Annotated in this window: 21 protein-coding genes; 12 read left to right on the top strand and 9 right to left on the bottom strand. The window is 64.5% G+C overall.

Annotated features, from left to right (window positions below; genetic code table 11):
• Positions 1–65: 65 nt before the first annotated feature.
• Genes AC2TZ7_RS04275 through AC2TZ7_RS04265 form a run of 3 tightly spaced genes read right to left on the bottom strand, consistent with a single transcriptional unit; the run spans position 66 to position 3,888 of the window.
• A complete protein-coding gene (locus AC2TZ7_RS04275; protein WP_098409738.1) occupies positions 66–1,055 on the bottom strand; it encodes a branched-chain amino acid ABC transporter permease in 990 nt (329 codons plus the stop codon).
• Positions 1,056–1,093: 38 nt separating this feature from the next.
• Positions 1,094–1,915: an ABC transporter ATP-binding protein gene (locus tag AC2TZ7_RS04270; protein WP_098409737.1), complete on the bottom strand. Its 822-nt coding sequence runs from the start codon at positions 1,913–1,915 to the stop codon at positions 1,094–1,096.
• The gene (locus AC2TZ7_RS04265) at positions 1,912–3,888 is read right to left on the bottom strand and encodes a long-chain fatty acid--CoA ligase (protein WP_489866012.1); all 1,977 of its coding nucleotides are present in this window, start codon (positions 3,886–3,888) and stop codon (positions 1,912–1,914) included. Before AC2TZ7_RS04265 ends, AC2TZ7_RS04270 begins: the two co-directional genes overlap by 4 nt.
• 211 nt (positions 3,889–4,099) lie before the next feature.
• On the opposite strand from AC2TZ7_RS04265, the gene AC2TZ7_RS04260 reads away from it, so the two are divergent.
• From AC2TZ7_RS04260 to AC2TZ7_RS04245, 4 genes are all read left to right on the top strand, one after another.
• Positions 4,100–6,004 (top strand): hybrid sensor histidine kinase/response regulator, encoded by a 1,905-nt coding sequence (locus tag AC2TZ7_RS04260; RefSeq protein ID WP_489866011.1) that lies wholly within the window; start codon positions 4,100–4,102, stop codon positions 6,002–6,004.
• Positions 6,001–6,711, top strand: coding sequence for a response regulator transcription factor (locus AC2TZ7_RS04255; protein ID WP_078541712.1), 711 nt, complete (start codon positions 6,001–6,003; stop codon positions 6,709–6,711). Before AC2TZ7_RS04260 ends, AC2TZ7_RS04255 begins: the two co-directional genes overlap by 4 nt.
• Before the next feature lie 93 nt (positions 6,712–6,804).
• Positions 6,805–7,668, top strand: coding sequence for a 5'-nucleotidase, lipoprotein e(P4) family (locus tag AC2TZ7_RS04250; protein ID WP_489866010.1), 864 nt, complete (start codon positions 6,805–6,807; stop codon positions 7,666–7,668).
• 136 nt (positions 7,669–7,804) lie between these two features.
• A complete protein-coding gene (locus AC2TZ7_RS04245) occupies positions 7,805–8,050 on the top strand; it encodes a WGR domain-containing protein (protein WP_098409733.1) in 246 nt (81 codons plus the stop codon).
• Positions 8,051–8,066: 16 nt separating this feature from the next.
• Here AC2TZ7_RS04245 and AC2TZ7_RS04240 read toward each other — a convergent pair whose 3' ends face one another.
• From AC2TZ7_RS04240 to folK, 4 genes are all read right to left on the bottom strand, one after another.
• Entirely contained in the window at positions 8,067–8,741 is a 675-nt protein-coding gene (locus AC2TZ7_RS04240; RefSeq protein ID WP_489866009.1) for a DUF2062 domain-containing protein, read from the bottom strand.
• Between the two features lie 34 nt (positions 8,742–8,775).
• Complete coding sequence (locus AC2TZ7_RS04235; protein ID WP_489866008.1) at positions 8,776–10,908, bottom strand: RelA/SpoT family protein; 2,133 nt, start codon at positions 10,906–10,908, stop codon at positions 8,776–8,778.
• 27 nt (positions 10,909–10,935) lie between these two features.
• Positions 10,936–11,292, bottom strand: a complete 357-nt coding sequence (gene rpoZ, locus AC2TZ7_RS04230; protein ID WP_098409730.1) for a DNA-directed RNA polymerase subunit omega — start codon at positions 11,290–11,292, stop codon at positions 10,936–10,938.
• Positions 11,293–11,390: 98 nt separating this feature from the next.
• Positions 11,391–11,951, bottom strand: coding sequence for a 2-amino-4-hydroxy-6-hydroxymethyldihydropteridine diphosphokinase (gene folK, locus AC2TZ7_RS04225; RefSeq protein ID WP_489866007.1), 561 nt, complete (start codon positions 11,949–11,951; stop codon positions 11,391–11,393).
• A 149-nt stretch (positions 11,952–12,100) separates the two neighbouring features.
• On the opposite strand from folK, the gene AC2TZ7_RS04220 reads away from it, so the two are divergent.
• The 7 genes from AC2TZ7_RS04220 to AC2TZ7_RS04190 all read left to right on the top strand — a co-directional run bounded on the left by AC2TZ7_RS04220 (position 12,101) and on the right by AC2TZ7_RS04190 (position 16,352).
• Positions 12,101–12,664: a LabA-like NYN domain-containing protein gene (locus tag AC2TZ7_RS04220; protein WP_489866006.1), complete on the top strand. Its 564-nt coding sequence runs from the start codon at positions 12,101–12,103 to the stop codon at positions 12,662–12,664.
• A gap of 84 nt (positions 12,665–12,748) precedes the next feature.
• Positions 12,749–13,195: a YqaA family protein gene (locus AC2TZ7_RS04215; protein WP_489866005.1), complete on the top strand. Its 447-nt coding sequence runs from the start codon at positions 12,749–12,751 to the stop codon at positions 13,193–13,195.
• 60 nt (positions 13,196–13,255) lie between these two features.
• Positions 13,256–14,203, top strand: coding sequence for a 4-hydroxy-3-methylbut-2-enyl diphosphate reductase (gene ispH, locus AC2TZ7_RS04210; RefSeq protein ID WP_489866004.1), 948 nt, complete (start codon positions 13,256–13,258; stop codon positions 14,201–14,203).
• Positions 14,203–14,631 carry a DUF3429 domain-containing protein gene (locus AC2TZ7_RS04205; RefSeq protein WP_078570792.1) on the top strand — a complete coding sequence of 143 codons (429 nt, stop codon included), beginning with the start codon at positions 14,203–14,205 and terminating at the stop codon, positions 14,629–14,631. Before ispH ends, AC2TZ7_RS04205 begins: the two co-directional genes overlap by 1 nt.
• Before the next feature lie 5 nt (positions 14,632–14,636).
• Positions 14,637–15,242, top strand: a complete 606-nt coding sequence (locus tag AC2TZ7_RS04200) for a glutathione S-transferase family protein (protein ID WP_489866003.1) — start codon at positions 14,637–14,639, stop codon at positions 15,240–15,242.
• Complete coding sequence (rnhA, locus tag AC2TZ7_RS04195) at positions 15,235–15,699, top strand: ribonuclease HI (RefSeq protein ID WP_098412397.1); 465 nt, start codon at positions 15,235–15,237, stop codon at positions 15,697–15,699. Before AC2TZ7_RS04200 ends, rnhA begins: the two co-directional genes overlap by 8 nt.
• Positions 15,696–16,352, top strand: coding sequence for a trimeric intracellular cation channel family protein (locus AC2TZ7_RS04190; protein WP_083076249.1), 657 nt, complete (start codon positions 15,696–15,698; stop codon positions 16,350–16,352). Before rnhA ends, AC2TZ7_RS04190 begins: the two co-directional genes overlap by 4 nt.
• Before the next feature lie 10 nt (positions 16,353–16,362).
• Here AC2TZ7_RS04190 and AC2TZ7_RS04185 read toward each other — a convergent pair whose 3' ends face one another.
• Both AC2TZ7_RS04185 and AC2TZ7_RS04180 read right to left on the bottom strand, forming a co-directional pair.
• Positions 16,363–17,079: an LrgB family protein gene (locus AC2TZ7_RS04185; RefSeq protein ID WP_078550829.1), complete on the bottom strand. Its 717-nt coding sequence runs from the start codon at positions 17,077–17,079 to the stop codon at positions 16,363–16,365.
• Positions 17,072–17,428: a CidA/LrgA family protein gene (locus AC2TZ7_RS04180; RefSeq protein WP_489866002.1), complete on the bottom strand. Its 357-nt coding sequence runs from the start codon at positions 17,426–17,428 to the stop codon at positions 17,072–17,074. Before AC2TZ7_RS04180 ends, AC2TZ7_RS04185 begins: the two co-directional genes overlap by 8 nt.
• Before the next feature lie 241 nt (positions 17,429–17,669).
• On the opposite strand from AC2TZ7_RS04180, the gene smc reads away from it, so the two are divergent.
• Positions 17,670–21,128, top strand: coding sequence for a chromosome segregation protein SMC (gene smc, locus AC2TZ7_RS04175; RefSeq protein WP_489866001.1), 3,459 nt, complete (start codon positions 17,670–17,672; stop codon positions 21,126–21,128).
• The last annotated feature ends 104 nt before the right edge of the window (positions 21,129–21,232 follow it).

The raw sequence follows: 21,232 nt of genomic DNA, 5'->3' as shown, positions 1-21,232 counted from the left end.
TGTCGCACCCCTGCGGCTCGATCAAGGAATTTTTCACCGTGACGTGAAAGCGTCGTGATCATCGGTCAGACCCTCTCGATGATCTTCTCGCCGAACAGGCCCTGCGGCCGGAAGACGAGGAAGACGAGCGCGAGGACATAGGCGAACCAGTTCTCGGTCGCGCCACCCAGGAAGGGGGCCCCGATCAGCAGTTCGAACAGTTTCTCGCCCACACCGATAATCAGACCGCCGACGATGGCGCCCGGGATCGAGGTGAAGCCACCCAGCATCAGCACTGGAAGCGCCTTGAGCGCGATCAGCGACAGCGAGAACTGCACACCCGATTTCGAGCCCCACATGATGCCCGCGACCAGCGCCACGAAGCCCGCGATGGACCAGACGAGGATCCAGATGAAGCGCAGCGAGATCCCGACCGACAGCGCGGCCTGGTGATCGTCGGCCACCGCGCGCAGCGCCCGGCCCTGCTTGGAGTATTGCGAGAACACGGTCAGCGCCGACACCAGCAGCACCGCGACGATCGCCGCCACGATATCGAGATTGTCGATGAAGAAGCCGTAGCCGAACATGTTGTAGGTGACGGTGTCGATGGTCTCGTTGATGCCCTGCGGCAGCCCCACATCGAGCGTCTTGATGTCCGAACCCCACATCACGTCCCCGAAGCCTTCGAGGAAATAGGCCATCCCGATCGTCGCCATGAAGAGGATGATCGGCGCCTGGTTCACCAGATGCTTGAGCACCACTTTCTCGATGATGATCGCGAGCACGACCATCACGGCCGCCGCCAGCAGGATCGCGACGATTGCCGGAACCTCCCACGGGAAATTCGTGTAGTGATTGCCCGTCATTGCGTTGATGAGATGGGCGAAGGGCACTTGCCCCTTCTGGATGCCGACCAGCGTCAGCGCCGCGAAGAGCGCGAGCACGCCCTGCGCGTAGTTGAAGATGCCAGAGGCTTTGAAGATCAGCACGAAGCCCAGCGCCACGAGCGCATAGAGCACCCCTGCCATCAGGCCGTTCAGCGTCACCTCGGCGGCATAGAGAACGATATCAGGCATGACGCGCCTCCGATGTCTGAATTGCGATGCGGATGGTCTCAGTCATGGGCCACCCCCAGATAGGCGTCGATCACGTCTTGATTGCTGCGCACCTCGTCGGGCGTGCCGTCACCGATCTTCTTGCCGTAATCCATCACGACGACCCGGTCGGAGAGGTCCATCACGACGCCCATATCGTGTTCGATCAGGACGATGGTGGTGCCGAACTCGTCGTTCACGTCGAGGATGAAGCGGCTCATGTCCTCTTTCTCTTCGACGTTCATCCCGGCCATCGGCTCGTCGAGCAGCAGGATCTTCGGCTCGGCGGCCAACGCACGCGCCAGCTCCACCCGCTTCTTCAGGCCGTAAGGCAGACGCCCCACCGGCGTTTTCCGGATATTCTGGATCTCGAGAAAGTCGATGATCTTCTCGACCTTCTCGCGGTTCTCGTGCTCCTCGGCGGCGGCACCCGTCCACCACCAGCCCGCCTGCGACATGAGACCCTTCTTCATATGGGTCAGCCGCCCGGTCATGATGTTGTCGAGCACCGACATGCCGTCGAACAGCGCGATGTTCTGGAAGGTGCGCGCGATACCGAGGCGCGCGACCTGATAGGGTTTCATCGGCCCGCGCTTGACGCCCTTGTAGAACACCTCGCCCTCGGTCGGGATGTAGAAGCCCGAGATGACGTTCAGCATCGAGGATTTCCCCGCGCCGTTCGGACCGATGATCGCGCGGATCTCACCTTCGCGGATGTCGAAGGAGATGTCCTTGATCGCCACCACCCCGCCGAAGCGCAGCGTGATGTTCTTCATCTCCATGATGACCCCGCCGATCTGGCGGCCGTCGGCGGTGACGTAACCTTCGTTCATGTCTTTCATTCCGCCGCCTCCGCCATCTGTTTCGGGGCCACGACCTTCGCGTCGGCGATCTTCAGCGTCGCCTTGATCGAGCCTTTGCGCCCGTCCTCGTAGGTCACTTCCGTTTCGGTGTAGATCTCGTCACGCCCGTCATAGAGCGCCTCGATCAGGTCGTTGAACTTCTCGGCGATCACGTTGCGGCGCACCTTGCGGGTGCGGGTCATCTCGCCGTCATCGGCGTCGAGTTCCTTGTGCAGGATCAGGAAGCGATGGACCTGACAGCCCGAGAGCATCGGGTCTTCGGCGATGCTTTCGTTCACCTCTTCGACATGCTCGCGGATCATCTCATAGACGCGCGGATGGCCCGCAAGCTCCTGATAGGAGGCGTAGGAGATGTTGTTGCGCTCGGCCCAGTTGCCGACCGCAGTGAGGTCGATATTGATGAAGGCCGTGCACCGGTCCTTGCCCGCACCGAACACCACCGCCTCGAGGATCGAGGGGTAGAATTTCAGCTTGTTCTCGACATATTTCGGCGCGAACAGGCGACCGTCGGCCATCTTGCCCACGTCCTTCGCGCGGTCGATGATCCGCAGATGCCCGGTGTCTTCCTCGAAGAAGCCCGCATCGCCGGTGGCGACCCAGCCTTCCGGATCCTTGGTCGAGGCCGTGCTCTCAGCGTTCTTGTAATACTCCACGAAGGTGCCGGGGCTGCGATAGAAGACTTCGCCATTGTCTGCGATCTTCACCTCGACGCCCGGAGACGGCACGCCCACCGTATCGGCGCGCACTTCGCCATCGGGCTGCTGGGTGATGAAGACCGAAGCTTCGGTCTGACCGTAGAGCTGCTTCAGGTTGATCCCGAGCGAGCGGTAGAAGGAGAAGATCTCCGGCCCGATCGCCTCGCCCGCCGTGTAGCCGACGCGGATGCGCGAGAAGCCCAGCGTGTTCTTGAGCGGGCCATAGACGAAGAAATTTCCCAGCGCATAGGACATCCGCTTGCCGAAGCTGACGGGCTTGCCGTCGAGAATGTCGGGACCGACGTCGCGCGCGACCTTCATGTAATGGTCGAACAGCTTCTTCTTCAGCTTGCCCGCGTCTTCCATGCGGATCATCACCGAGGTCAGCTGGTTCTCGAAGACCCGCGGCGGCGCGAAGAAATAGGTCGGCCCGATCTCGCGCAGGTCGATCATCATCGTCTCGGGGCTTTCCGGGCAGTTCACGGTGAAGCCCGACCAATAGGCCTGCCCGATCGAGAAGATGAAATCGCCCACCCATGCCATCGGCAGGTAGGCCAGAACCTCGTCATTATGGTTCAGGTGATCGAATTCCGAGGACGCCTTGGCGGTCTCGATGATATTGCGGTTCGACAGGACCACGCCCTTCGGCTTGCCCGTCGTGCCCGAGGTGTAGAGCATCACGCAGGTGCTGTCATAGGTCAGCTCGGCGATGCGCTTGTCCAACTCGGCCTCGTAGCGCGAATGACCCGCGCGGCCCTCGGCCTGCACGTCCTCCAGCGCGTTCATGCGCGAATGGTCGTATTTCCGCATGCCGCGCTTGTCGGTGTAGGTGACATGGGTGATCGCGTGGATGCGGTCCTCGATCTCGACGATCTTGTCGACCTGCTCCTGATCGCCGCAGACGACGAAGCGCGCGCCGCAATGCTCCATCACATAGGCCATCTCGTCGGCCGCCGCGTCCTGATAGAGCGGCACCGGAATCGCACCGCACATCTGCGCCGCGACCATCGACCAATAATGCATGGGGCGATTGCGCCCGATGATGGCGATATAATCGCCCCGTTCCACGCCGAGGCTCAGGAAGCCCAGCGCCATCGCGCGGATTTCCTCGGCCGCTTCGGCCCAGCTCCAGCTCTGCCAGATCCCGAATTCCTTTTCGCGATAGGCGGGGTAGCCACCATATCGGGCCACGTTCCGCGCCAAAAGCGCAGGAATCGATTGGGCAGACTCCTGCCCCTTCGCGACTGCGTCAGCCAAATTTTCCTCCCTCGCGCCGGTATGTCCGGCGTCCCTCGACCGCCCCGGGCGCTCCTCCGCGCACAGTTCGGCATGGCTCGACAGTCCATGTCAAAGTTTTCGTGATCTTTTCGTGATTGTAACGAATTCTTACGACTTCGCTGCGCAGCGAAACACGCTTTGCCGCGCCGCCCGCCAATGGTAGCAAAAGCCAAGGAGCGGGAGGGGCGAGGTGAGCGAAACAAGCCGCGAGCGGCTGACACAGGCGGGGCTGAACCTGATCGGACAGGCGCTGTCGATCTTCGACAGCGATCTGCGGCTGGCCGTGTCGAACCGGCAATATCAGCTGATGTTCGACCTGCCCGACACGCTGGCCCAGCCGGGCACCACCTTCGAGGATACGATTCGCTTCCTCGTCACGCGGGGCGAATATGGCGAGGTCGATGATATCGAGGCCGCCGTCCGCGAGCGGGTCGAGACCGCCCGCGCCTTCGAGGCCCATTACATGGAGCGCCAGCGAGCGAACGGTCGCACGATCTCGGTCGAAGGCGCGCCGTTGCCCGAAGGCGGCTGGGTCACGGTCTATACCGATATCACGCCGGTGAAGCGGCACGAGGCGCTGTTGCGCGCGCGTTCCGAGGAACTCTCGGGCCAGTTGCTTGACCATGCCGAGGCGCTGGCGGCGGCGAACCGTGAACTGGCCGCGACGAACATGGCGCTGGAGGAGACCTCGCGCCAGCTGGCCATCACCGAGGCCCGCACACGGCAGGTGACCGAGATGATGCCCGCCCATATCGCGCGCGTCGATCGCAACCTGATCTACACCTTTTCCAACCGGCGCCTGTCGACCGTGATGCCCGGATCGCTCGCCAATGCGGTCGGCCACCACGCGAGCGAGGCGCTCGGCCCCGAGACCTATCGCAAGATCACCCCCGGGTTCCGGCGCGCGCTGGCGGGCGAGGCGAGCGTCGTCGAGATCACGCATGATCCGTCGGGCCGGCGTATCCGCGTCGCGCTGACCCCCGATCTTGCCAGCAAGAACGAGGTGAGCGGGGTCTATATCCTCTCCACCGACGTCACGCATGAGGCGCAGGCCCGGGCAGCACTCGCGCAATCCGCGAAGCGCGAATTGGCCGCACAGCTGTCGTCGGGGCTCGCGCATGACTTCGCCAATCTGCTGACCATCATCCTCGGTCTGCAGGGGCGGCTCGAACGGATGGAGGGGCTGCCCGCCGACGCGCAGGACGCGATCCGGGCGACCCTTGGCGCGGCCCGGCGCGGCGGCACGCTTCTCGACCGGATCGCCGCGATCTCGGGCCCGCGCGAGCTGCGCCCGCAGGCGGTGGTGCTGGACGATCTCTTCGACGATCTCGCCGCGATGGCGGGGCCGACGCTGCATGATCCGGTGACGCTCGATTTCGACAATAGCGATCTGAAAGACGCGATCCTGCTCGATCCCGGCCCTTTGCAGGACAGCCTGCTGAACCTGATCCTGAACGCCAATCACGCGATGCGCGCCGAAGGCGGCACGATCCGGATCGAGGCCCGCGCGGTGCGCGATACATGGGTCGAGATCGCCGTGACCGATCAGGGCGGCGGGTTCTCGGAGGAGGCGCTCGAACATGCGCTCGATCCGTTCTTCACGACCAAGGGCAATGAGGGCTCCGGGCTCGGCCTGTCGATGGTCTATGACCAGACCAAGCTCGCGGGCGGCACGATCCGGCTGGCCAATACCGAGGACGGCGCGCGCGTCACGATGCGCCTGCCGCTGAAACCCGCCGCCCGGCAAGCCGCGCCGATGATGGTGCTCTTGGTCGAGGATGACGAGGACATTCGCGCCAGCACCCGAGACATGCTGCGCGCGATGGATCACACGGTCGTCGAGGCGGGCACGATCGCCGAGGCCGAAGCCCTGCTGAACCTGCCCGACATCGCGCTGGTCCTGTCGGATATCCAGCTGCCCGGACCGCGCAGCGGGGTGGATCTTGCCCGCGAAATCCGCAATCAGGTTCCCATGATCCTGATGACCTCGCTGCCGCCGGGCGATGCGCTGCGCGCGCAGGCCCCCTGCCCGGTCCTTCAGAAACCCTTTACCGCCGCGCAGCTTGCGGCGCTGCTTGCGGGAGTGCCTCGATGAGTGCCGACCATCCCCTCGTCGCGATCCTCGACGACGAGCCCGAAATCCGCCGGATGCTCTCCGACGCGCTCGAAGAGGCCGGGTTCCGCACGACCTGCTACGGTCGCGCGACCGAGTTCGAAGCCGGGCTGAAGCGCTCCTCGCCCGATGTCTGCCTCGTCGATCTGGGCCTGCCCGATCGCGACGGTCTGGCGCTGGTGCATCGGCTGGCGCTGGAGTCGGGGGCTGCGATCATCATCATCTCGGGCCGCGCGCAGGTGCAGGACCGCGTAACGGGGCTGGAGCTTGGCGCGGATGATTACATCATCAAACCCTTCGATCCGGCCGAGGTCGTGGCCCGCATCCGTGCGCGCCTGCGCAAGGGACGCAGCGAAGGCCCGGCGCAGGCGCAAACCGCCCATTTCGCAGGCTGGACCGCGCATTTCGACCGCTACCTGCTGGTGGCGGAGGACGGGGCCGAGACCTCTTTCTCCCATGCCGAAGGGGAAGTGCTGCGGCTGTTTCTGGAAAGCCCGAACCGGCTGATCACCCGCGCGCAGATGCAGGAAAGCTTGGGCGGCGCGGCAGGCGAGAGCTTCGACCGGGCGATGGATGTGCGGATCTCGCGGCTGCGCACGAAGCTCGGCGAAGACCCGAAAAATCCACGTCTTATCAAGACGATCTACGGCGCGGGCTACATCTTTCTGGGCGAGGTCCGTTGGAGCTGAAGTCACGGCAAGGTGACCCTGCCGCCGCTTGCGCGCACGCCGCATCCGACGCTTGAATTCCGAGTTGCGAACAAGACCAACCGGGAGACAGATATGACCTTCAAGCCTTTGCTTGCGCTCAGTGCGGCGGCCCTCGCGCTCAGCACCGTCGCCGCCAGCGCGGACGGCGCGCAAGCCACCAAGCAGAACGACCTGCTCAACGCGACGCTCTGGATGCAGCAATCGGTCGAGCATGCCGCCGTGTCGCGCGGGCTTTTCGATCTCGCCAAGCTGCGCCTCGATCAGGCGCTTGCCGACAAGAGCTGGACCGCGACGCCCGACAAGGAAGGCAAGGGCTTCCAGAGCAAGCCGGTCGCGATCATCACCGACCTCGATGAAACCGTCCTCGACAACTCCAATTACGAGGCCTCGCTGATTGCGCGCGGCACCTCGTTCTCGTCGAAGGAATGGACGGATTACGTCAAATCCGAAACCACCAAGGCGATGCCCGGCGCGCTCGATTTCCTGAAATATGCCGACAGCAAGGGCGTGAAAATCTTCTACGTCTCGAACCGGACGAAAGACGAGGAGCCCGCCACCCGCGAGAACATGAAGAAGCTCGGCTTCCCGATGGGCGGCAATGTCGACACGGTCCTGACGAAGAAGGAAAAGCCCGACTGGGGCTCGGCCAAGGAGAACCGGATCGCGAGCGTCGCGAAGGATTACCGAGTCGTGCTGCTGATGGGCGACAATCTGGGCGATTTCTCGGACAGCGCGAAGGGCTCGGTCACCGAACGCCATACCTTCCTCGAGAAAACGAAAGGCAATTGGGGCAAGGACTGGATCATGTTCCCGAACCCTGAATATGGCAGCTGGGAATCCGCGGCCTTCGGCGGGGATTGGTCGAAATCCTCCGATCAACGCCGCAAGGAAAAGATCGGCGGGCTCAAAACCTGGTCGCCTGCCCCGTCGAATTGATCCATGTGAAACATAGGCTTGGGGCCGTCCTTCGGGGGCGGCCCTTTCCCGTCCGAGGCAGCGTTAACCTCTTTTCGCTGGCCAAAACTGCCCCGCTCTGATTCACTTCACGAAATCGGGATACAGGGGCACTGCCATGCTCAATCTCCTTCTTCACACGCCGACGTCGCGACGGTTCTATCGCGTGGAAGTCTCCGACAACCTGTTCGGGGAATATACCGTGCTGCGCGAATGGGGCCTGCAGGGCCAGACCGGCGCGTCCTGTCTGCGGTGGTTTTCCAACCTGCGCGAAGCGGTCCATGCGGCGGAGCGGTTTCGTCGCCGGGCGCAACGGCGCGGCTATGCGCTGAGCGAGGCGGGCGCGGGCGAAGCGCAAAGCTGACGCCAGCGGCTGCGGCTCAGTCCTCGGGAGTCTCGGACTTCCCCGCCGCCGCGCGTTCCTCGCGCTTGATCCTCGCCCGCATCTTCTCCAGCCGCGCCTTCAGCTTGCTGCGGCGACGGTTTTGATAGGCTGTGATGATGGGCAGCGACACGTAGTAGCAAATCGTCGCCGCGATCACGCCGGGTCCGATCCCGCCGATCAGATAGGGCAGCCAGACATCGGTGAAGAACCGCTCCAGTCCGCTCCATTCCGCATGCTCGGGGGTGAACATCGCCCAGAAGTTATGCAGCAGATCGTGGCTCGCCGCCTGAAAGGTCTGCAACAGGCTTTCCGGCTCTCCACCATGGTCGAGCCGGTCGCCGAGGATCTTGTGCCCCAGCTTCGTCGAGAAGACCGCGATGATCGGGAAGGTAACCGGATTGCCGAAGAACGTGGCGAGGATCGCGGCGAGGATATTGCCGCGCATGATCCAAGCCACGGCCGCGGCACTGACGAAGTGAAATCCGAAAAGCGGCGTGAACGAGACCAGGACCCCGGCCCAGACGCCGCGCGCGATCCGGTGCGGGCGGTCGGGCAACCGGTTGACGCGGTGTTTGACGTATTGGAAAGCCCGGGACCAGCCCGAACGCGGCCAGATCGCCTCGCGCAGGTTGGCCCAAACCCCCCGTTTTTCGCGCCGTCTGAAGACCACGCTGCCGTCCTTTCTACACCCTGCGCCGTGTGCGTCAGGGTTTGCGCGACAGGTTTCTGATCCGCTCCACCTGTGCCACGTCGCTCTCCGCCTCCAAGGCGGTAAGCAGGCGATGCATATGTTCTGCATCGCACAGTTCGACCTCGACGAGAACCGAATAGAAGTCCGGCTTGCGCTCCACGAAGTTGAGGTCCGAAATATTTGCCTTCTGCTGGCCGATCAATGTGCAGATATGTCCCAACACGCCCGCGTCGTTCGAGATCGTGACCTTCAGGGTCGCGGTATAGGCGGGCGGGTGTTGCCCGGTCTTCCAATGCAGATCGACCCAGCGTTCGGGCTGATCCTCGAACTCTTCAAGCGCGGGACAGTCGATGGCGTGGATCACCACGCCCTTGCCGCGATAGGTGATGCCGACGATGCGCTCGCCCGGCAGCGGCTGGCAGCAATCGGCGCGGCGGAAGCTTTGATCGGCGGCGAGGCCCAGCACGGCGCGGGTCGGCTCGATCTCGGCGCCTTCGCGGCGTTGCGCGAGTTCCGGATAAAGCGCGTCGAGCACATCCGAGGCCGCGAGCTCGGCGGAGCCGAGCCGGGCGAGAACCTCGTCCTGATCGCCGATCCCCAGCGCCTTGCCGGCCGTGCGCAGCGCCTTTTCGGTCACGCGGCGGCCGACATGCTCAAACGCCACCCGCGCCAGTTCCTGCCCCAGCTTGATGAAGCGGTCGCGATCTTCCTCGCGCAGCGATTTGCGGATCGCGGCTTTGGCGCGCCCGGTCGCCACTATATCGAGCCAGGTCAGCTGCGGACGCTGGCCCGAGGCGGTGATCACCTCGACCGACTGGCCGTTCTTCAACCGGGTCCAGAGCGGCACGCGGATCCCGTCGACCTTCGCGCCGACGCAGCTATTGCCGATCCGCGTGTGGATCGCATAGGCGAAATCGATCGGGGTTGCGCCCTTGGGCAACTTCACCACATCGCCTTTCGGCGTGAAGCAGAAGACTTGATCGGAATACATCTCGAGTTTGACGTTCTCGAGAAACTCCTCGTGATCGCCATCGCCATCCGGGTCCGAGAACCGTTCGCTGAGCGAGGCGAGCCATTTCGCCGGATCGACCGCAAAGGGGTTCTGCGCCCGCTCGCCATCGCGATAGGACCAGTGCGCAGCGACGCCTGCCTCGGCCACTTCGTGCATCTGCCGGGTGCGGATCTGCACTTCGACGCGCTTGCCGTCACGCCCCGAAACGGTGGTGTGGATCGAGCGGTAGCCGTTGGTCTTCGGCTGGCTGATGTAATCCTTGAACCGGGTCGGCACCGCGCGCCAGCGGTGGTGGATCAGGCCCAGCACCCGGTAGCAGTCCATCTCGGTGCGGGTAATGACGCGGAAGCCGTAGATATCCGACAGGCGCGAGAAGGTGAGCTGCTTCTCCTCCATCTTGCGCCAGATCGAATAGGGCCGCTTCGCGCGCCCGAACACGTCCGCGTCGATATCCTCATCTTCGAGCAGCGCACGGATGTCGGCGGTGATCTTCGGGATCACGTCGCCGGTTTCCTTCTGCAGACTGACGAAGCGGCGAATGATCGAGGTGCGCGCCTCGGGGTTGAGCACCTTGAAGGCGAGGTCTTCGAGCTCCTCGCGCATCCATTGCATACCCATCCGGCCTGCGAGCGGCGCGTAGATCTCCATCGTCTCACGCGCTTTCTGCGCCTGCTTCTCGGCCCGCATCGAGCGGATCGTGCGCATGTTGTGCAGACGGTCGGCGAGTTTCACGAGGATCACCCGCAGGTCTTTCGACATCGCCATGAACAGCTTGCGGAAGTTCTCCGCCTGTTTCGAGGCCGCGTTCGAAAGTTGCAGGTTGGTCAGCTTGGTGACGCCATCAACCAGCTCGGCAATCTGCTCGCCGAACATCTCGGACACTTCGCCATAGGTCGAGCGCGTGTCTTCGATCGTGTCGTGCAGAAGGGCGGTGATAATGGTCGCATCGTCCAGACGCTGCTCGGTCAGGATCGCCGCCACCGCGACGGGATGCGAAAAATAGGGCTCGCCCGAATGCCGGAACTGCCCTTCATGCATGTCTTTTCCGTAGGCATAGGCCTTCCGGATCAGATCCGCATCGGTCTTGGGATTATAATTGCGGACGAGCGCGATCAGGTCTTCGACGTCGATCATTCGCGCTCGTTCCGGCCAATCAGTAGATTACTCGCGCCCCTGCGCGTCCATCAGCGCGCGCAGCATACGCTCTTCGCTCATGTCGTCTTCGACGGCACGATCGGGGGTCTCACCACCCATGAGCATCGCCATCGAGTCCTCTTCGGGCTCGTCGACCTCGATCTGGGTCTGGTTGCTCTCGATGAGACGCTCACGCAGATCCTCGGCCGATTGGGTCTCCTCGGCGATTTCGCGCAGAGCGACGACGGGGTTTTTATCGTTGTCACGCTCGACCGTGAGGGGAGCGCCAGCAGCGATTTCGCGGGCACGATGCGAAGCGAGCATTACCAGCTCGAAGCGGTTCGGAACCTTGTCAACGCAATCTTCAACCGTCACGCGGGCCATGAATCTCTCCAGAAGAACTCGGATTGAGGGCCCTACTTAGGCTTTGCAGTGCAGAAACACAAGCGCCCATCCGGCCCGTCCGCAGGGTTTTGACCACGTTACAGAGGGGAAATCGGGTATTTTTCCGCCTCGGGAAGGGCGGCGAGCATTTCCATCACGCTGTCGCCTGTGATCGGGTGGCGCCAGAGCGGTGCGATTTCGGCAAGGGGAATCAGCACGAAAGCCCTGTCCTGCAAGCGCGGATGCGGCAAGATCAGCTCGGTCGGGGCCTCGCGCTGCTGCGCCTCCGGCGGAAGGTTCTTCCAGCGCAGGAACCCCTCGCGATCCGGTAGAACCCGATCCTCGCAGGCGATCAGATCGAGATCGACCACCCGTGCGCTCCAGCGTCCCTCTCGCACACGGCCAAATTCCTCTTCCACCGCATGAAGTTGCGCGAGTGCGTCAGGCGGTTGCAAACCGCTTCGCATTTTGCAACAAGCGTTCACGAAATCGGGACCGGACCCTTCGGGAACGGCAGGTGTCGACCAGAAACGACTGGCGGCGATCAAGGAAAACCCCAATTGCTCAAGCCGCTCGATCGCGGCGCAGAGCGTGGCGCGAGGAGAACCGAATTGGCTAGGTAGATTCGCTCCGAAAGCGACCAAATAGTTAGTGTCCATAAAGACAGATTCCGTTTCCCTCGCGAAATGCGATATGTCCTAATTAAATCTGGTCGGCCCCGCGCCTGTGCAAGACAAATAGATGCGCGTTTTCTTTCCGTATCGGCACCTGCGCGAATTGGTCCACCCTACCTGTGCAAGAGGACTGTATGTTCTACAAGGACGAACGACTCGCCCTGTTCATAGACGGATCTAATCTTTATGCGGCCGCCAAGGCGCTCGGTTTTGATATTGATTACAAGCTGTTGAGACAAGAATTCGAACGTCGCGGCAAACTTGTACGCGCCTTTTATTACACCGCTCTCCTGGAGAGTGAAGAATATTCGCCGATCCGCCCGCTCGTTGACTGGCTGAACTACAACGGCTTCGCGATGGTCACCAAACCGGCCAAGGAATACACGGATTCCATGGGCCGCCGGAAGGTGAAGGGCAACATGGACATCGAGCTGGCCGTCGATGCGATGGAACTCGCACCGCGCCTCGATCATATCGTGCTGTTCTCCGGCGATGGCGATTTCCGGCCGCTGATCGAAAGCCTTCAGCGTCAGGGTTGCCGCGTCTCGGTCGTCTCGACGATCCGCTCGCAGCCGCCGATGATCGCCGACGAGCTGCGTCGTCAGGCCGACAATTTCATCGAACTCGACGCGCTGCGCGAAGTGATCGGGCGTCCGCCGCGCGAACCGCGCGAAGGCGAGAACGGCGACGATAGCTGATCCGGGACCTGACGCGACCCGTAATTCGTGCTTGAAGGGGCGTGCAGATCACCTGCGCGCCCTTTGTCTTTCGCGGAAAGCTTTATGCTCGAAAACGTCTCCCTCCTCGGCCTCTTCGTCTCGGCGCTTCTGGCCGCGACGCCGATCCCGTTCCAGTCGGAGCTCCTATTCGTCGCGCTGCAGACGCTCGGCACCGAGAATATCTGGCTGATGATCCTCATCGCCGCCGTGGGCAACACGATCGGCTCGCTCGTCACCTACGTGATCGGACTGGGCGTCACCCACTGGAAAGACCGCAAATGGTTTCCCGCGACCGAGGCACAGCTCGCGCGGGGCCATCGCTGGTTCGAACGCTGGGGGATCGGGCTGCTATTGCTGAGCTGGGCGCCCGGCGGCGATCTGATCTGCCTGATCTCCGGCATCCTGCGCATGTCGCTGTGGCTCTTCATTCCGCTGGTCTTCGTGGCCAAGGCCGGGCGCTACGCGGTGCTGGCATGGCTGACGGCGGAAGCGATCAAGCTCGCAAGCTGATCGCCTCTGGACGCGAGGCGGACGGGGCTTTAGGTCTGAACCCGAACAAAGGAGCGCGCGATGAAACCCTCCCTGACCCTTTATCTGGCGGCCCCGCGCGGCTTTTGCGCGGGCGTCGACCGGGCGATCAAGATCGTCGAGATGGCGATCGAGAAATGGGGCGCACCGGTCTATGTGCGCCACGAGATCGTGCATAACAAATACGTCGTCGACAGCCTGCGCGACCAAGGCGCGGTCTTCGTGGAAGAGCTCGACGAATGCCCCGATGACCGGCCGGTGATCTTCTCGGCCCATGGTGTGCCGAAATCGGTCCCCGCCGAGGCGTCGCGGCGCGAGATGATCTATGTCGATGCGACCTGCCCGCTGGTGAGCAAGGTCCACAAGGAAGCCGAGCGGCACTCGAACGAGGGGCTGCAGATGGTCATGATCGGCCATGCGGGCCACCCGGAAGTGCTGGGCACGATGGGGCAGCTGCCCGATGGCGAGGTGCTGCTGGTCGAGACGGTCGAGGACGTGGCCAAGATCACGCCGCGCGATCCCGATCGGCTGGCCTTCATCACCCAGACCACGCTCTCGGTCGATGACACGGCGGCGATCGTGGCCGCGCTGAAGGACCGTTTCCCGAAGATCGTCGGCCCCGCGAAGGAAGACATCTGCTACGCCACCACCAACCGTCAGGCATCGGTGAAGGCGATGGCCGATCAGATCGACGCGCTGCTCGTGATCGGCGCACCGAACTCGTCCAACTCGCGCCGTCTGGTCGAGGTCGGCAAGGCCTCGGGTTGCGCCTATTCGCAGCTCGTGCAGCGCGCCGCGGATATCGACTGGCGCGCGCTGGAGGGTGTGCAGACGGTCGGCGTGACCGCGGGTGCGAGCGCGCCGGAAGTGCTGATCGACGAGGTGATCGACGCTTTCCGCCAGCGCTATGACCTGACCGTCGACCAGATCGAAACCGCCCGCGAGGACATCGAATTCAAGGTGCCCCGCGTTCTGAGAGAGGCGTCGTGATGCGCGAAATCGGCCCGAAAATCCCCGGCGGCGCTTTGCTCCTTGGCCTTGCCGGGCTGATCCCGTTCCTCTGGGGCGTGCTGGTCGTGCAGACCGGTCAATTCGCCTTCATCGCGGACCCGCGTGTGGCGGTGCTCGCCTATGGTCTGATGATCTTCTGCTTCATGGCGGGCAGCCTCTGGGGCTTCGCCGCGAGCGCGGAATGGGAGACCGGCTATTTCCTCGCCGTCGCTCCGGTCATCTTCTTCATCGCCTTCGTGGCGCTCGGGATGCCGGTGAATTTCGTGCTGATCCTGGGCTTCCTCGCGCTTTTGCCGCTCGACTGGCTGTTCCAGAAATTCGGCCATACGCCGCGCTGGTGGCTCAAACTGCGCATCGGCCTGACCGTCGTCGTCGTCGCCTGCCTGATCGCGCTTGTGAGGACTTGAACGAGATGAAGCTCTATTCGATGCCCTCCTCGGGCAACAGCTACAAAGTGCGCCTGTTGATGGCACTTCTCGGTCAGAGCTACGACCGGGTCGATGTGGAATACAACACCGAGGCTTTGACCGAGGCTCATGAGAGCGGCGCGCTGCCCTTCGGCAAGGCGCCCGCGCTGCATCTCGATGACGGGCGCGTGCTGGCGGAGTCCAACGCGATCCTGACCTATCTCGGCGAGGGCTCGCGCTTTATCCCCGAGGACCGCTTCGCCCGCGCGCAGATGCTGTCGTGGATGTTCTGGGAGCAGAACCAGCACGAGGGCGTCATCGCCGTGCGCGCCGCGATCCTGTGCTATCCGCATCGCGCGCATGAGCGCACGCAGGAGACGCTCGACGCACTGGAAGTGCGCGGCCACGTCCTGCTGGGCATCATGGAGCAGCGGCTGGAGCAGGCGGATTGGCTCGCGGGCGACACGATGAGCCTCGCCGACATCTGCCTTTACGCCTACACCCATACCGCCGAGACCCGCGGCGGTTATGACCTCGAGCCCTTCCCGGCGCTGCGCCGCTGGCTCGACCGGATCGCAGCGCTCGACGGCTATGTGGGTCTCGATGCCTGAGCTTTACGCATGGACGGATGGCGCCTGCAGCGGCAACCCCGGCCCCGGCGGCTGGGGCGTCTTGATGCGCGCGATGGACGGCGACAGCGTCGTCAAGGAGCGCGAGCTGAAGGGTGGCGAGGCCGAGACCACCAATAATCGGATGGAGCTTCTGGCCGCGATCAACGCGCTGGAGACCCTGACCCGCGACACCGCGATCACGATCACCACCGACTCCGCTTACGTGAAGAACGGCGTGACTGGCTGGATCCACGGCTGGAAGCGCAACGGCTGGAAGACCGCGGCGAAGAAGCCGGTGAAGAACGTCGATCTCTGGCAGCGGCTCGACGAAGCGCAGCGCCGCCATCGCGTGACGTGGGAATGGATCAAGGGCCATGCGGGTCACCCAGAGAACGAGCGCGCCGACGAGCTGGCCCGCGCCGGGATGGAGCCCTTCAAACCGGCCAAGCAAAAATGACCGCCCTGCCCGACTGGCTGGGGGAGTTTCCCTTGGGCGCGGCGCTGGATTATGCCTCGGTGCTGGTCTTCGCGCTGACCGGGGCGCTGGTCGCCTCGCGCCAGCAACTCGACCTCGTGGGCTTCATCTTCATTGCCGCGCTGACCGCTATCGGCGGCGGCACGCTGCGCGATCTGCTTCTGGGCCGCGACCCGGTCTTCTGGGTTGGCGATCCCACATATGTGCTGATCGCGGCGGGGGCGGCGGTGGTCGTCTTCTTCACCGCGCATCTTCTGGAAAGCCGCTACCGCGCGCTGCTGTGGCTCGATGCCTGCGCCTTGGCGGTGGCCGTGCCTGCGGGCGTGGCGATCACGATGCGGCTGGAGCATGGCCCGGTGATCGTGCTGATCATGGGCATCGCCACCGGCACGTTCGGCGGCCTGATGCGGGACGTGGTCTGCAACGAGGTGCCGCTGGTTCTCAAACAGGGCGAGCTGTATCTCTCCTGCGCGTTTGCGGGGGCCATGAGCGCAGTGGTCGCGACGGCCCTCGGGGCGGATACGCTGATCGCGCTTTTGATCTGCGGTGGCGTGACCTTTGCGCTGCGGGCCGGATCGCTGCGTTTCGGCTGGAAGCTTCCGGTCTACAAGGCGCGCCCGCCGCGCCAATACTGACGGAAAGCGATTAACCGAAGTAGCTCAGCACCACCGGCGCGAGGAAGGCGGTCAGCACCGCGTTCAGCCCCATGCCGATCGACGCAAAGGCGCCCGCGGTCTCATGCACCTGAAACGCCCGCGCCGTACCGATGCCGTGGGCGGCCACACCCACCGCGAAGCCCCGCGCGCGCCAGTCGCGAAAACCCAAAAGGTTGAGCATCGGCGTCACCGTGATCGCCCCGATCATGCCGGTCAGGATCACCAGCGCCGCGGTCAGCGACGGCTCGCCACCAAGCGATTGCGAAATCCCGATGGCCACCGGGGCCGTCACCGATTTCGGCGCGAGCGAGGCGAGCAGTTCCGGCCCCGCGCCCATCGCCTTCGCAATCGCCAGAACCGAGACGATGGCCGTGACCGACCCCGCGATCAGCCCCGCCGCGATCGGCAGCAGCGCGCGTTTCACTTTCGGCAGGTTCGCATGCAGCGGCACTGCCAGACAGACCGTCGCCGGGCCCAGCATGAAGTGGACGAATTGCGCCCCGTCGAAATAGCGCTGATAGGGCGTATCCGTCATCAGGAGCACCGCGCCGAGGATCACCACCGCAATCATCACCGGATTGGCGAAGGGGCTGCGGTTCACGCTTTTGAAGATCGTATCCCCGATCCAATAAGCGATCAGCGTCGCCCACAGCCACAGCAGCGGTTCGGAGGAAAGATAGGACCAGAGCTTGAACGGATCAGTCATCGACATTGCTCCGGGTCAGCTTCGCCACCGCGACGAAGACCGCCGCCCCGACCACGATCGCCAACATCGTCGACACCACCAGCGCCACCGCCAGCCCCACCCCGTGCTCGCGCAGCGCGCCGAGATGCGCGACGATCCCCACGCCCGCAGGCACGAAGAGAAGCGACAGGTGTTGCAAGACGAACTGGGCCGTGGGGCGCACGATCTGCTGCACCTTGCCCGAGACGCTCATGAGCAAAAGCAGGAAGATCATCCCCAGAACCGGGCCGGGAAGCGGCAATTGCATAGCGCGGGACAGGATCTCGCCGGCGAGTTGGCAGGCGAGGATCAGGGACAGGGCTGGGATCATCGGACGGCTCCTTGGGACGCTTTAGATGCTAAGCCTCCGCGCGCAAAAGGAAAAGACGGAGGGCGCGCATACCAAGTGGTCTCAGCCGGCACGTCGCACCACCCGAAACCCTGCGCGAGAATGTGCCAATATATTGTGGATAACAGCCCCATCATAGCCAGATGCGGTGCCTTCCCATTGACTCGCAGGCCTGCTCTACGGACACTTCTCAGAACTCGGTCAGATTCGGAAAGTTCGGCAATTGCGCTTCTCTCGGCTTCGTCTCAACGGTTTCAAGAGCTTCGTGGACCCCACGGATCTCGTGATCCATGACGGGCTGACCGGCGTCGTCGGGCCCAATGGCTGCGGCAAGTCGAACCTCCTGGAAGCGCTGCGCTGGGTGATGGGCGAAAACCGCCCCTCGGCGATGCGCGGCGGCGGGATGGAAGACGTGATCTTCGCGGGCGCCTCGTCGCGCGGGGCGCGCAACTTCGCGGAAGTCGCGCTGCAGATCGACAATACCGAACGGCTCGCGCCCTCGGGGTTCAACGACAGCGACGGGCTGGAGATCGTGCGCCGGATCACCCGCGATGCGGGCTCGGCCTATAAGGTGAACTCCAAGGACGTGCGCGCCCGCGACGTGCAGATGCTGTTCGCCGACGCCTCGACCGGCGCGCATTCCCCCGCGCTCGTGCGGCAGGGCCAGATTTCCGAACTGATCAACGCCAAGCCGAAGAACCGCCGCCGCATCCTCGAGGAAGCGGCCGGGATTTCGGGCCTCTATCAGCGCCGCCACGAGGCGGAGCTGAAGCTGAACGGTGCCGAACAGAACCTGACCCGCGTCGATGACGTGATCGAGCAACTGGCTTCGCAGCTGGCCACCCTCGCCCGGCAGGCGCGCCAGGCCGCGCGCTACCGCACCATCGGCGAAGAGCTGCGCCGTGCCGAGGGGATGCTGCTGTATCGCCGCTGGCGCGAAGCCGATCTGGCCCGCACCACCGCCGAAGAGGCGCATCGCGAGAAAGTCGCAGGGGCCGCGCAGGCCGAGAAAGCCTCCCGCGAGGCGGCGAAGGCCCGGCAGGGCAAGGAAGACGCGCTGCCGCCGCTGCGCGAGGAAGAAGCCATCGCAGGCGCGATCCTGCAACGCCTCACCGTGCAGCGCGACGCGCTCTCGGATCAGGAAGATCAGGCGATCGCGCGGATCGAGACGCTGAAAGCCCGGATCGAACAGCTCGTGCATGACATGGAGCGCGAAGCGGGCCTCAACCGCGATGCGGGCGAGACGATCGGGCGGCTCGAATGGGAGCAGGCGCAGATCGCGAAAGCCTCCGAAGGGCACGAGGACAAACTGGCGGCGGCGGTCGATGCCGCCCATGAGGCCGCGCAGATTCTGCAGGAGCGCGAGGCGCAACTGTCGGAACTGACCGAGGATGTCGCGCGGCTCGCGGCCCGCCACCAATCGTCGCAGCGCCTCGTGACCGACAACCGCGCAACGGCGGAGAAATCCGAAGCCGCCGCCGCGCAGTCCAAGCAGGCCGCCGAGGCCGCTGCCGCCGCGCTTGCGAAGGCAAATGCGGAATTCGAGGCGGCAGAAGGCGCACAGACGCAGGCGCAGGCCGCCGCCGAAGCTGCCGAGGAAGCGCTTGGCCAAGCCGATGACGCGCGCGCCGAGGCGCAGGGCCGCGAAAGCGCGGCCCGGGCGGCACGCTCCGAGGCCGAGGGCGAAGCGGGAGCCTTGCGGGCCGAGGTGTCGGCGCTCGCGCGTCTGGTCGAGCGCGAAGCCTCCAACGGTCAGCAAATTCTCGACCGCGTCCGGGTGGATCGCGGCTACGAGGCGGCCCTTGGTGCCGCTCTCGCCGATGACCTGCGCGCGCCGGAAGTCGGCGAGGATGACGCGACCGGCTGGCAAGCTCTGCCCGACTATCCCGCGCCGCAGCCCCTACCCGTCGGTGTCGAGCCGCTCTCGGCTCATGCCGATGTGCCCAATGTGCTGGTCCGCCGGATCTCCCAGATCGGTCTGGTCGAGGATTACGACGAGGGCGTCCGGCTGCAGGATCAACTGGCCCCCGGCCAGCGCCTCGTCTCGACCGAGGGCGATCTGTGGCGCTGGGACGGCTATCGCGCCGGCGCCGAGGATGCGCCGACCGCCGCCGCATTGCGCCTGCAACAGCTCAACCGTCTGGTGGAATTGAAGCGCGATCTCGAAGACGCCGAGGCGCGCGCTTCGGGCGCGAAATCCGCCCATGAGGCGCTGACCGCCGCGCTGGCCGAGGCCACCCGCGCCGATGCCGCCGCCCGCGAGGCGCGCCGCGATGCCGATCGCCGTCTGGCCGAAGCAGGCCGTGCGCTCAGCCGCGCCGAGGCCGATCGCTCGATCGCCAGTTCCAAGCTGGAAAGCGCCCAGCTCGCCGTCGCCCGCCACGAGGAAGAGGCTGGCAGCGCGCGGATGGCGCTGCGCGAAGCGGAGAATGCGCAATCCTCCCTGCCCGATCTGGACGCCGCGCGCGGCGACGTCGAGGCGGTGAAGATGACCGTCGAAGCGGCCCGCATGACGATGATGACCAAGCGCTCCGCCCATGACGAAATCCGCCGCGAGGGCGAGGCGCGGCTGAAGCGTCGGCAGGAGATCACCAAGGAAATCTCCGGCTGGCGGCACCGGCTGGAGACCGCCGAGAAACGCTCTGCCGAGCTGGAAACCCGCAAGATCGAGAGTGAGGCGGAGCTGAAGGACGCCTCCGCCGCGCCCGAGGAACTGGCCGCGAAACGCGCCGAGCTTTCGGAGGCCATCGCCACCGCCGAAGCGCGTCAGGCCGAAGCGTCGGACAAGCTGTCGGGTGCGGAAAGCGCCCTGCGCGAGGCGCAGCTGGCCGAGCGCGAGGCCGAACGTCTGGCCGGTGAGGCGCGCGAAGCCCGCGCCCGCGCCGAAGCGCGCGTCGATGCGGCCCGCGAGACGGTCGCCTACGCCGCCGAACGTATCCTGGAAGAAACCGAGAAGTCGCCGCATGATCTGCTGGAAAGCCTCGATGCCGATCCCGAAAAGATGCCCGACGCGGAGAAGCTCGACGCGGAAGTGAACCGGCTCAAGCGGCTGCGCGAGAGCCTTGGTGCGGTGAACCTGCGCGCCGAAGAAGACGCCCGCGAGGTGCAGGAAGAGCATGACGCGCTGGTGCAGGAAAAATCCGATCTCGAAGAGGCGATCCGCAAGCTGCGCGCCGGGATTTCGGGGCTCAACCGCGAAGGGCGCGAGCGTCTGCTGACCGCGTTCGAGCAGGTGAACGAGAACTTCCGCACGCTGTTCACCCACCTCTTCGGCGGCGGTTCGGCGAACCTGCAGCTGGTCGAAAGCGACGACCCGCTGGAGGCTGGTCTCGAGATCATGTGCCAGCCGCCGGGCAAGAAGCTGTCCACGCTGTCGCTGCTGTCGGGCGGCGAGCAGACGCTGACCGCGATGGCACTGATCTTCGCGGTCTTCATGGCCAACCCCGCCCCGATCTGCGTGCTCGATGAGGTCGACGCGCCGCTCGATGACGCCAATGTGACGCGCTTCTGTGACCTGCTCGACGAGATGACGCGGCGCACCGATACGCGCTTCCTGATCATCACCCACCACGCGGTGACGATGGCGCGGATGGACCGGCTGTTCGGTGTCACTATGCAAGAGCAAGGCGTGAGCCAGCTGGTCTCGGTCGACCTGAAGAAGGCCGAGGCGCTGGTGGCGTAACGGTGAGGGGCTCCGCCCCGCGCTATCGCGCCCCCGGGATATTTCGATCAAGAAGAAGAGACGCGATTCCGCTTGCGGGGGAACAGGCGCGCGCCTAGCCTCGC

Source organism: Thioclava sp. ISO4 (assembly GCF_058105145.1).
Note: the sequence above shows the minus strand (reverse complement) of the source record. Positions and strands in the feature narration are given on the sequence as shown.

What these genes read in the sequence shown, in the direction of transcription:
- AC2TZ7_RS04220 (WP_489866006.1), top strand. Translation starts at nt 12,101, where the DNA reads ATGTTCTACAAGGACGAACGACTCGCCCTGTTCATAGACGGATCTAAT.
- AC2TZ7_RS04275 (WP_098409738.1), bottom strand. Translation starts at nt 1,055, where the DNA reads ATGCCTGATATCGTTCTCTATGCCGCCGAGGTGACGCTGAACGGCCTG.
- AC2TZ7_RS04255 (WP_078541712.1), top strand. Translation starts at nt 6,001, where the DNA reads ATGAGTGCCGACCATCCCCTCGTCGCGATCCTCGACGACGAGCCCGAA.
- ispH (WP_489866004.1), top strand. Translation starts at nt 13,256, where the DNA reads ATGAAACCCTCCCTGACCCTTTATCTGGCGGCCCCGCGCGGCTTTTGC.
- folK (WP_489866007.1), bottom strand. Translation starts at nt 11,951, where the DNA reads ATGGACACTAACTATTTGGTCGCTTTCGGAGCGAATCTACCTAGCCAA.
- rnhA (WP_098412397.1), top strand. Translation starts at nt 15,235, where the DNA reads ATGCCTGAGCTTTACGCATGGACGGATGGCGCCTGCAGCGGCAACCCC.
- AC2TZ7_RS04215 (WP_489866005.1), top strand. Translation starts at nt 12,749, where the DNA reads ATGCTCGAAAACGTCTCCCTCCTCGGCCTCTTCGTCTCGGCGCTTCTG.
- rpoZ (WP_098409730.1), bottom strand. Translation starts at nt 11,292, where the DNA reads ATGGCCCGCGTGACGGTTGAAGATTGCGTTGACAAGGTTCCGAACCGC.
- AC2TZ7_RS04185 (WP_078550829.1), bottom strand. Translation starts at nt 17,079, where the DNA reads ATGACTGATCCGTTCAAGCTCTGGTCCTATCTTTCCTCCGAACCGCTG.
- AC2TZ7_RS04245 (WP_098409733.1), top strand. Translation starts at nt 7,805, where the DNA reads ATGCTCAATCTCCTTCTTCACACGCCGACGTCGCGACGGTTCTATCGC.
- AC2TZ7_RS04190 (WP_083076249.1), top strand. Translation starts at nt 15,696, where the DNA reads ATGACCGCCCTGCCCGACTGGCTGGGGGAGTTTCCCTTGGGCGCGGCG.
- AC2TZ7_RS04235 (WP_489866008.1), bottom strand. Translation starts at nt 10,908, where the DNA reads ATGATCGACGTCGAAGACCTGATCGCGCTCGTCCGCAATTATAATCCC.
- AC2TZ7_RS04205 (WP_078570792.1), top strand. Translation starts at nt 14,203, where the DNA reads ATGCGCGAAATCGGCCCGAAAATCCCCGGCGGCGCTTTGCTCCTTGGC.
- AC2TZ7_RS04270 (WP_098409737.1), bottom strand. Translation starts at nt 1,915, where the DNA reads ATGAAAGACATGAACGAAGGTTACGTCACCGCCGACGGCCGCCAGATC.
- AC2TZ7_RS04180 (WP_489866002.1), bottom strand. Translation starts at nt 17,428, where the DNA reads ATGATCCCAGCCCTGTCCCTGATCCTCGCCTGCCAACTCGCCGGCGAG.
- AC2TZ7_RS04200 (WP_489866003.1), top strand. Translation starts at nt 14,637, where the DNA reads ATGAAGCTCTATTCGATGCCCTCCTCGGGCAACAGCTACAAAGTGCGC.
- AC2TZ7_RS04250 (WP_489866010.1), top strand. Translation starts at nt 6,805, where the DNA reads ATGACCTTCAAGCCTTTGCTTGCGCTCAGTGCGGCGGCCCTCGCGCTC.